Consider the following 9,763-nt stretch of genomic DNA (forward strand, 5'->3'; position numbering starts at 1 on the left):
AGCCGGTGCGGGCAAGACCCGCATCATCGCCCATGTCCCCTCGCGCGGGCGTTCTGATCTCCATGGAAAACGGCTCCTCGGTCGCTTTCGCCCTGTGGAACCTCGAAGAGCGTGGCAAGATGATGATCGGCGCACAGGCTGACGTTTACACCGGCATGATCATCGGTGAGCACAGCCGCGAAAACGATCTTGAAGTGAACCCGCTGAAGGGCAAAAAGCTAACCAACGTGCGCGCCTCGGGCACCGACGAAGCGGTGCGCTTGACCACGCCAATGACGCTAAGCCTTGAAGAAGCCATCGCCTATATCGACGACGATGAGCTTGTTGAAGTGACACCGAACGCGGTCCGCCTGCGCAAGCGTTACCTCGACCCGCATGAGCGCAAGCGCATGGCGAAAGCCAGCTAAGCCACGACTTTTACAAAATAAAAACGGCAGCGCATCCCAGGATGCGCTGCCGTTTTCACATCTGACGCCGGAAAAGCCGCAGGCCTTACCGATCGCTTTCCTCTCTGTCGATATGCCCGCGTTTCGCCAGACTGAGCGCGGCCAAAAGGCAAAGGATGGCCCAAGCTCCCCCCCCAAGCCAGCCAGCCGCCACATCCGTTGGCCAATGCACCCCCATATAGACACGGCTGATCCCAACGAGCAGCGTGAGCAAGACGGCAACCGCCAGCGTATAGACCTTGAGCGCGCGGCGCGTCTGCGCCCGCGCCACCATCGCCCCTAGCGTGAGGTAAGCGACAGCCGCCATCATCGAATGCCCCGAAGGAAAGCTCGCCGTGTGGACCAATGACCCATGCGGCACAAGGTCGGGGCGCGGCCGGTCAAAGAACTCCTTGGCGATACTGCTCAAGACGATCCCCCCGCCAACAGTCGCAAAGATGTAGAGCGCGGTAGACCACCGTCGTTGCAGCAAGAAAAAGAGCGAGACCACAACGGTCGTTAGCACCAAAACTGCAACACCGCCCAAAGCTGTCAAATCACGGCCGATCTCTTCCACCCACCACGGGCCAATGGGAACCGATAGATCGCCCGGCGTGCGCAGGAACAATAGGATGTCACGGTCAAGATTGCTGGTGCTGCCTGCCACGACCTCTTCGGTGAGTTCGGCCAAGGTCCAAACGGCGATGACGGAAAGGCCCATGAGGGCCAAAGTGGTCACCTCCACGTGGCGGCGGCACCATTGGGCGAAAGCGGATAGTCGGTTGAGGTTCATATGGGTCAACCGCCTTTCGGGGCGAAGGTTCCCCCATCAACGCAAGACGCCCCACCTACTATTCAGGCGGGGCGCTTTACAATCATTCCTCGGTTTCGACGATCATCAATTCGCGTTCGGACGCGCCGCGCGCATGGCTCAACGCAGCTTGATAAGCATCGGAATGGTAACATTTTTCCGCTGTTTCAACATCGGGGAAACGCGCCACGACATTGCGCGGCCGTTCCTTGCCCTCAAGCTGAACGAAACGCCCGCCCCGCGCGATGAACTTGCCACCATGCGCTGCAATGGCCTCTGTGGCGCCGGCGGCGTATTTCTTATATGCCTCTTCGTCGGTGACGGTGACATGTGCAATCCAGAGTGCGCCCATGGGCCTTATCCTTTCAAGATGTTTTCAGCCGCGGCAATCGCCGCTTCTGCATTCTCTGCCGAGGCACCACCGCCCTGAGCCATGTCGGGCCGACCACCGCCGCCCTTACCGCCCAATTCGGCCACCGCCGCTTTGACCATGTCGACTGCCGAAACGCGATCTGTCAAATCCTGTGTCACGCCGCCCGCGACCGCGGCCTTGCCCCCGGTATCGGCGATCAGCAGCACCGCGCCAGAGCCCAGCTTGGCCTTATGTTCATCCACCAGACCGGGCAGGTCTTTGCCTGTGATACCGCTGAGGACTTGGCCAATGAATTTGACGCCATTCACCTCACGCGCTTCGGGTGCGGCCGCACCGCCGCCCGACATCGCCAATTCGCGTCGCAGCTGCGCCACTTCGTTGGACAGGCTCCGGCGTTCGTCAAGCAGGGCGCGCACCCGTTCGGGCACGTCGCTGGTCGCTGTTTTCAACTCTGCCGCAACCCGGCTCAGCGCCGCTTCTTGCTCGCGCAGCCAAGCCAGAGCTTCGGTCCCGGTCAGCGCCTCGATCCGGCGCACCCCCGCGCTGCTGGCACTGTCCCCCAGCAGAACAAAAGCGCCAATATCCCCAGTCTGACGCACATGGGTACCGCCGCAAAGCTCAAGCGAATAGGTCGATTTGTCGCTGCCCTTGCCGGAACCGTCCAATTGACCCATCGAGACGACACGCACCTCATCGCCATACTTCTCACCAAAGAGCGCCTGCGCCCCCATGGCCCGCGCGTCATCCGGCGTCATGATCCGCGTCTCCACCGGCGTGTTTTGGCGGATATAGTCATTCACCTCGCGCTCGACTTGGGTCAGTTCCTCCTGTGTCAGCCCTTTGGCATGCGAGAAATCAAACCGCAGACGGTCATGCGCGTTAAGCGAACCACGCTGCGACACATGATCCCCAAGCGCATTGCGCAGGGCCTCATGCAGCAAGTGCGTGGCCGAATGGTTGGCCCGGATGGCACTGCGCCGCAGACGGTCGACCTCGAGAACAGCCGTTTGACCCGGTTTCACCTCGCCTTCGACCACATGGCCGAAATGCACGAAGACACCTGCAGATTTGCGTGTGTCGGTCACATTCACGATACCGGTTTGCGTGCGGATCACCCCGGTGTCGCCGACCTGCCCGCCGCTTTCCGCATAAAACGGCGTCTGGTTTAGCGCGACCTGTACATCACTGCCCACAGCGGCAGCATCCACCTGATCACTGCCTTGCACCAAGGCCACGATCTGCCCCTCGGCGCTTTCGGTGTCATAGCCTAAAAACTCGGTCACGCCGCTTTTGTCGGCCACGTCGAACCAGACGGTGGCATCCGCAGCCTCACCCGACCCAGCCCAAGCCGCGCGAGCTTTCGCTTTCTGCGCCGCCATTGCGGTGTCGAACCCGTCGGTATCCACCGCGCGCCCTTTTTCGCGCAGCGCATCCTGCGTTAGATCAAGCGGGAAACCGTAGGTATCATAAAGCTTAAACGCCGCTTCTCCCGGCAGTGTGGCCCCCTCAGGCAGTCCACTCAATTCATCATCCAGCAGCTTTAAACCGCGATCAAGCGTCTGGCGGAAACGGGTTTCCTCCAGCAACAACGTCTCACGGATGAGCGATTGTGCCTGACCCAATTCAGGGTAAGCCGCGCCCATCTGCTGCACCAATGATGGTACCAGTTGATGCATTAAAGGGTCCTTAACGCCGAGCAAATGCGCGTGGCGCATCGCGCGCCGCATGATCCGGCGCAGCACATATCCGCGGCCTTCGTTGGAAGGCATCACCCCATCGGCAATCAGGAAGGAGGTCGACCGCAAATGGTCGGCAATCACCCGGTGATGGGTCTTTCCTGGCCCATCGGGATCGGTCGAAGACGCATGTGCGCTGGCCTCAATCAGTTTGCGCATCAAGTCCGTGGCATAGTTGTCATTCGTGCCCTGCAACAGCGCCGCCACCCGTTCGATCCCCATCCCGGTATCGATCGACTGGTTGGGCAGCGGCTGGCGCGTACCATCCTCGAACTGCTCGTATTGCATGAAAACGAGGTTCCAGATCTCGACGAAACGGTCACCGTCTTCCTCGGGCGATCCCGGAGGGCCACCCCAGATGTGATCGCCGTGATCGTAGAAAATCTCGGTACAGGGCCCGCAGGGGCCAGTTGGGCCAGCGGACCAGAAGTTATCATCCGTCGCGATCCGAATGATGCGTTCGTCCGGCAGGCCAGTGTGCGCCTTCCAAATTTTTACCGCTTCTTCATCCGTATGGTACACCGTGACCAAAAGCCGGTTCGGGTCAATGCCGAACTCTTTGGTCAGCAGGTCCCAAGCAAAGGGGATCGCCTCGGCCTTAAAGTAGTCGCCAAAGCTGAAGTTGCCCAGCATCTCGAAAAACGTGTGGTGCCGCGCGGTATAGCCCACGTTGTCGAGGTCATTGTGCTTGCCGCCCGCCCGCACACATTTCTGTGCCGACGTGGCGCGGCTGTAATCGCGTGTTTCCACCCCGGTAAAAAGGTTCTTGAACTGCACCATACCGGCAGCGGTGAACATCAGTGTCGGGTCGTTGCGCGGCACCAGGGGGCTAGAGGGCACGATCTGATGCCCCTGCGCATCGAAATAATTCAGAAAAGTTGAGCGAATTTCATTCAGCGTCTTCATGGGCGAGGCCTTCCGGGGCAGATTTGATCGATCCCAAATACCCCTCAGCCCCGGCGCTGTCCACCGTTCCTGCCCACGAAAAAGGGGCGCAGCCCATGGCCACGCCCCCGTTGCAGCATCTTAATACCCAAAGCGCATTTACGCTTCGAGAATATCCGCGTCATCGCCGCCGGACCCTTCGAAGTCCAATCCATGGGCTGCGCGGATCTTATCCTCAATCTCCGACGCCATGGCGGTGTTTTGCTTTAGGAAGGTTTTCGCGTTCTCGCGCCCTTGCCCGATCCGCTCATCCCCATAGCTGAACCATGAGCCCGATTTATCGACCACGCCAGCTTTTACGCCAAGATCAAGCAACTCGCCCATCTTGGAGATGCCTTCGCCATACATGATGTCGAACTCGACCTGCTTGAACGGCGGCGCGACTTTGTTTTTGACGATCTTGACCTTTGTCGCGTTGCCGACAACCTCATCACGGTCTTTCAGCGCGCCGATGCGGCGGATGTCGAGCCGGACAGAGGAGTAGAATTTCAGCGCGTTACCGCCCGTTGTCGTCTCGGGTGACCCGAACATGACGCCGATCTTCATCCGAATTTGGTTAATGAAAATGACCATACAGTTCGACCGGCTGATCGAGCCCGTCAGCTTACGCATGGCTTGAGACATCAAACGGGCCTGAACACCGACGCTGCTGTCGCCCATCTCACCTTCAAGCTCGGACTTCGGCGTCAGAGCCGCGACTGAGTCGACGATAACCATGTTGACGGCGCCAGATCGCACAAGAGTGTCAGTGATTTCCAAGGCTTGTTCGCCCGTGTCGGGCTGCGAAATAAGCAGCTCGTCAATGTCCACGCCAAGCTTTTTCGCATACTGCGGATCAAGCGCGTGTTCCGCATCGACAAAGGCGCAGACGCCGCCAGCTTTCTGCTGTTCCGCGACGCAGTGCAGGGTCAAAGTTGTCTTACCCGAGGATTCCGGGCCATAAATTTCAATGATACGCCCCATCGGCAGACCGCCAATGCCAAGCGCGATATCAAGGCCCAGCGAGCCTGTGGAGCTGGCTTTGATGTCCTGGATCGCCCCTTCGGCGCCCAGCTTCATGATCGACCCTTTGCCGAACTGACGTTCGATCTGGGCCAGCGCGCTGTCGAGCGCCTTTTGCTTTTCTGCGGTTTTCTTGCTGTCCATTGTCAAAAGATCTGCCGTTGCCATTAGGTTCATCCCTTAGTGTCACAGTGGCGCACCGGCGGCAATCGCCTGCACGCTGTGTCGCTTATGTTCTTCTAATGTTCTATATGGGGGTAAATGAAGAACATTTCAATGATTTTGTTTGTCCTTTAAGTTTTCTCGGGAATGGTAAAGAAATGGTTTACCCGACATAGATGTGACCATGTGCAGATTGGGATAAGACGCGAGTGATTGTTTTTTTCAAAGAACGGCTGGTCTTTCTGTCAGTGCCCAAAACCGGAACCACCGCCTATGAAAAGGCGCTCGCGCCCCGCGCGGACATGGTGATCTCCGATCCCCCTATGCTGAAACACGCGCCCGTCTATCGGTATAATCGGTTTATTCGGCCGATGTTCCTTAAGATCTGCGACGCCGAGCTTGAACTTATGGCCGTCATGCGCGAGCCGATTTCTTGGCTTGGCAGTTGGTACCGCTATCGGCAGCGCCCTTTCATGGAGGGTAAGCCCAACAACACCTTTGGGGTTACTTTTGACGAATTTGTGCTCGCCTATATGAAAGGCGACAAGCCGGGTTTTGCCGATGTTGGAAGCCAGTTGAAGTTTATGGAGACCCAACCGAACGGCACCGGCATCACCCACCACTTCCGCTATGAAGATCAGGCCCGGCTGCGTAGTTTTTTGGAAGAGCGGCTCGACGTGACTCTGTCCTTGGGGCAAGAAAATGTATCGCCCAAGATGGAATTGGCGCTTTCCCCAAACGTCGAAAAACGCTTTCGCCGGAAATTCGCGGCGGAATTTGAGCTCTACGAATCGATCCCTTAGCCCTGCCCTCAGCTTAGTGTAACTGGTTATGTACCGTATTGGTCAGATCGGTCAGGGAGAAGGGTTTGGGCAAGAAAACCGAATTGGGGATTTTTGACTGTTCCTGCCCGAAATTACCCTCCGCATAGCCAGAAACGAAAACGACCCGCACGTCCGGTCGTTGCTTCAAGGCTTGGCGCACCCAGCTGGGCCCGTCCATGCCGGGCATGACAACATCCGTTACAAAGACGTCGATATCCAGTTCTTGATCTTCGAGCATCTTCAGTGCGGCTTCGGCGGATTCCGCTTCAAGCACCGTGTAGCCGCGCAGGCGTAGGGCACGGGAGGCAAATGCCCGCACCGGCGCTTCATCTTCGACCAACAGGATTACCCCATCGGATCGTTGCACCGGGCCCTGATCGGGCTGCGAGGCGGTCTTCCGAGAAACCGTATGCGGCTGCCCCTCAAGGACCGGAAAGTACAGAGTAAAACAGGTTCCCCGCCCCAACTCACTGTCGATAAAGATAAATCCGCCCGTCTGTTTGACGATCCCATAGGCGGTCGAGAGGCCAAGGCCGGTCCCCTCGCCGGTGCGTTTGGTAGTGAAAAACGGCTCGAACACTTTTTGCAGCTTATCTTTCGGGATGCCGGTGCCATCGTCGTGGACCTGCACTGTGACATAGCGCCCGGCGGGAACGCTGACCCGGTCCCGCTCGAGTGGTTGATCGAGTGTTGTCACCTCCGTCAGGATGCGAATTTCACCCCCGGCGGGCATCGCATCGCGGGCATTGACAACGAGGTTCATTAACACCTGCTCCAACTGGCGTTTATCCGCACGGATCGGCGCAAGGACCGGGTCATGGCTTAAGGTTAGCGTTACCTTCTCGCCCACCAGACGGTTCAGCAAATGGGTAAGGTCGGCCAAGGTATCGCGCATGTCCAGCGTTTCGGGCCGGAGGGTTTGTTTGCGGGAGAAGGCGAGGAGCTGCCCCACCAGCGCGGCTGCCCGATTGGCGTTCTGGTTGATTTGAACCAAATCGCTAAAATCCGGATCGCCTTGGTCATGGCGCAGCAAGAGGAGGTCGCAATGGCCGGAAATTGCGGTCAGAAGGTTGTTGAAATCATGAGCCACACCGCCAGCCAGCTGACCAATAGCCTGCATTTTCTGGCTCTGCACGAATTGCGCCTCTAGCGATTTCAGTTCGGTTGCGTCTTGTAGCACCGCGATCAGGGCGGCCTCTCCGCCTTCGGATATCCGGTTCAGCGAGACCTGTACGAAAATCTCCTGATCCGTGCGGGTCAGCCTGAGAAATTCGGATTTCTGCACCAATCGCCCTGCGAGACTGTCATTCAACCAGTCTGAGATAGAACGGCCCAGCCCCTCCATTAGTTGTGAAAGATGCGCGCCGCGTCGCAGGGAGACGCCGAGCAGTTTGGCCGCCATTCGGTTGAACGCCAATACGGTCCCATCCGGCCCCAGCTTGATCATCGGCACGGGGAGGTCTTGAAAAGTTTCCCATCCCAATTCACTGGCTGAGACACCCCCATCGGGCGGGGGCAAGAGGTAGAGTGCACGGCGGTTGGCACCGGCGTCGACTTCGGCCACCAATACCTGACGGTTGCCCTGTGCGGTGGATATTTCCGCCACGGTTCCCGAGGTCAATGGCAGGGCGTTGAACAGTCGGTCCATGGACTTCACCCGGTCCCCGACGAACATTCGAGCCGCCTCGTTCATGAAAAGGATCGTCCCGCCCCGACCGACCATGACCATCGGCAAGGCCATGCTATCTTGGGTGGCACGGGGTCCCGCGCGGGCTGGTGCCGGTTCGATCCGCCAAAGCAAACGGTCAGCCGACACATGGTGTACGGATATGCGCACCGGGCCGACGCGGGTGATCACTTCTTCTCGTGCGTTGCCGCTTGCCGTGGCACGGGACTGCAGTCGGTAGAGAAGACCCACGGGGTTGGAGAAATGCGTTCGCAGGGCCTGCGCGAGAGTTTCTCCGCTGCCGTCGCCAAACTGCTTTTGAGCCGCTTCATTGCGGTAAAGAACTTGCCGGTCGATCGACGCGATAAAGCTGGGCGTGCCGTCTTTTGCGATGAAATCGGCGACCCCGTCGGTGCTGGCTTGGTTCAGCATCCGCGCCCGCAGGCGGAGGGCCATGTAACCGATTGAAATCAAGCCGAGCGTGACCGCCGCTGCGGTAAGGCCAAGCTTCAACGACGCCTCGGCGCTGCGCTGCGCGAGCGCACCGGTGGCCACAGCCATCGCCCCAAGCAGCCATAGCCGCGTGAGCCCGGCCTGCCCGCCAACCCCTGAATCCCCGACGCCCTGCTGCACGCAATTCCCCTAACAACCGAATCATAGGACTATTACGTGCGAGAGAAGTTAAGCAGGCTTTAACCCTAGAGCACTTGCACGCATTGGTTGATTATGGGGAAAACTACTCGCGCGTCAACTGTGCTGAGAAAAAGCCGTCGCCCTCGGCAGTCACGTCATAACGGTCCATCCGGGCGATTTTCCAGCCCGGGTGACGGGCCAAAAATGCCTCAATCCGCGCCTCATTTTCCTCTCGGAAAAGCGAGCATGTGGCATAGGCCAAAACGCCGTTAGGTTGCGTAAGTGCCACTGCGGTATCGAGAATTTGGTCTTGAATGGCAGTCAGTTCAGCCAGCCGGTCGGGGGTCAGGGTCCACTTCCCCTCTGCCGCGCGGCGCCATGCGCCAGACCCCGAACAGGGCGCGTCGCAGAGAACGAGGTCATAGGGCGCGCCAGCTTCGGCTTTTTCGGTATCGGCCAAGGAAATCTCAACACCCGCGCGCGCGGCGCGGGGGGGAAGATCGCTCATCCGACGCGGGTCGATGTCATGGGCCGTGATCTCGCGCGTGGGGTCCATGGCCAGAGCCAAGGCCTTGCCACCGCCCCCGGCGCAGTAGTCCAGCACCCGCCCCCCCAACGGCAGGGCGGCCACGACTGCTTGGCTCGCCGCGTCCTGCAATTCCACGTAGCCATCTGCAAAGGCGGAGGAATTTCGGATCCGGCGCTGCCCCTCAATTACGGTTAGCGCGGCATCGGCAAGCGGGTTGGCTCGGGTTTGAACGCCCTCCTCCGCCAGCAATTCCTGCGCGGCAGGCACCGCGATCCGCGCCGTGTTGACCCGCAGACAGATCGGCCCGCGTTCCTGAAGCGCCGTGGCTGCGGCATCCGCCTTTTCCCCGAGCGCTGCGTCGAACAAAGGCAGCAGCCAATCGGGCAGATTCAACCTTGTGGCGCGGTCTTCGGGCGGCTGTGGGAAAGCACGTTCCGCGTCGCTCAACGGCGTGGGCGCGTGCCCCTCGCCCGTGAACAGCGCCTCAAGATCAGCCCCTTGCCCGTGCAGCACACCGATCATCAGGGCACGGCCCGTATCCCCGCCGCCGTAATGGGCCGCCGTCCGTTTCTGGCGCAGCACGTCAAAGACATGATCCCGCACGGCGGCCCATTACGGCGGCGGGGATACGGGCCGTGCCCTGATGATCGGTGTGCT

Annotated in this window: 7 protein-coding genes and 1 pseudogene; 2 read left to right on the forward strand and 6 right to left on the reverse strand. The window is 59.5% G+C overall.

The genetic code is table 11. From position 1 onward, the window contains the following. A pseudogene (locus tag A3722_RS14975) lies at window positions 1-407 on the forward strand (translational GTPase TypA); the annotation flags it as partial. An 85-nt stretch (window positions 408-492) separates the two neighbouring features. On the opposite strand, the gene A3722_RS14980 reads toward A3722_RS14975, so the two are convergent. From A3722_RS14980 to recA, 4 genes are all read right to left on the reverse strand, one after another. Further along, entirely contained in the window at window positions 493-1,218 is a 726-nt protein-coding gene (locus A3722_RS14980) for a phosphatase PAP2 family protein (protein ID WP_067627233.1), read from the reverse strand. Between the two features lie 82 nt (window positions 1,219-1,300). Continuing rightward, window positions 1,301-1,588: a DUF1330 domain-containing protein gene (locus A3722_RS14985; RefSeq protein ID WP_067261798.1), complete on the reverse strand. Its 288-nt coding sequence runs from the start codon at window positions 1,586-1,588 to the stop codon at window positions 1,301-1,303. Between the two features lie 5 nt (window positions 1,589-1,593). Beyond that, on the reverse strand, window positions 1,594-4,251 hold the full coding sequence (alaS, locus tag A3722_RS14990; protein ID WP_067627235.1) for an alanine--tRNA ligase: 2,658 nt from the start codon (window positions 4,249-4,251) through the stop codon (window positions 1,594-1,596). 138 nt (window positions 4,252-4,389) lie between these two features. Beyond that, window positions 4,390-5,460 (reverse strand): recombinase RecA, encoded by a 1,071-nt coding sequence (recA, locus tag A3722_RS14995; protein ID WP_067627237.1) that lies wholly within the window; start codon window positions 5,458-5,460, stop codon window positions 4,390-4,392. Between the two features lie 203 nt (window positions 5,461-5,663). Between recA and A3722_RS15000 the strand changes: the two genes are divergently transcribed. Next, complete coding sequence (locus A3722_RS15000; RefSeq protein ID WP_067627239.1) at window positions 5,664-6,257, forward strand: gamma-glutamyl kinase; 594 nt, start codon at window positions 5,664-5,666, stop codon at window positions 6,255-6,257. Between the two features lie 13 nt (window positions 6,258-6,270). Here the strand turns inward: A3722_RS15000 and A3722_RS15005 are convergent, their stop codons facing one another. Further along, the gene (locus tag A3722_RS15005; RefSeq protein WP_067916265.1) at window positions 6,271-8,505 is read right to left on the reverse strand and encodes an ATP-binding protein; all 2,235 of its coding nucleotides are present in this window, start codon (window positions 8,503-8,505) and stop codon (window positions 6,271-6,273) included. Window positions 8,506-8,680: 175 nt separating this feature from the next. Next, window positions 8,681-9,709, reverse strand: a complete 1,029-nt coding sequence (locus tag A3722_RS15010) for an RsmB/NOP family class I SAM-dependent RNA methyltransferase (RefSeq protein WP_236627428.1) — start codon at window positions 9,707-9,709, stop codon at window positions 8,681-8,683. Window positions 9,710-9,763 lie beyond the last annotated feature (54 nt).

The sequence above is a fragment of the Sulfitobacter sp. HI0027 genome, assembly GCF_001634775.1.
Classification (GTDB): domain Bacteria; phylum Pseudomonadota; class Alphaproteobacteria; order Rhodobacterales; family Rhodobacteraceae; genus Sulfitobacter.

What these genes read in the sequence shown, in the direction of transcription:
- alaS (WP_067627235.1), bottom strand. Translation starts at nt 4,251, where the DNA reads ATGAAGACGCTGAATGAAATTCGCTCAACTTTTCTGAATTATTTCGAT.
- recA (WP_067627237.1), bottom strand. Translation starts at nt 5,460, where the DNA reads ATGGCAACGGCAGATCTTTTGACAATGGACAGCAAGAAAACCGCAGAA.
- A3722_RS14985 (WP_067261798.1), bottom strand. Translation starts at nt 1,588, where the DNA reads ATGGGCGCACTCTGGATTGCACATGTCACCGTCACCGACGAAGAGGCA.
- A3722_RS14980 (WP_067627233.1), bottom strand. Translation starts at nt 1,218, where the DNA reads ATGAACCTCAACCGACTATCCGCTTTCGCCCAATGGTGCCGCCGCCAC.
- A3722_RS15005 (WP_067916265.1), bottom strand. Translation starts at nt 8,505, where the DNA reads ATGGCTGTGGCCACCGGTGCGCTCGCGCAGCGCAGCGCCGAGGCGTCG.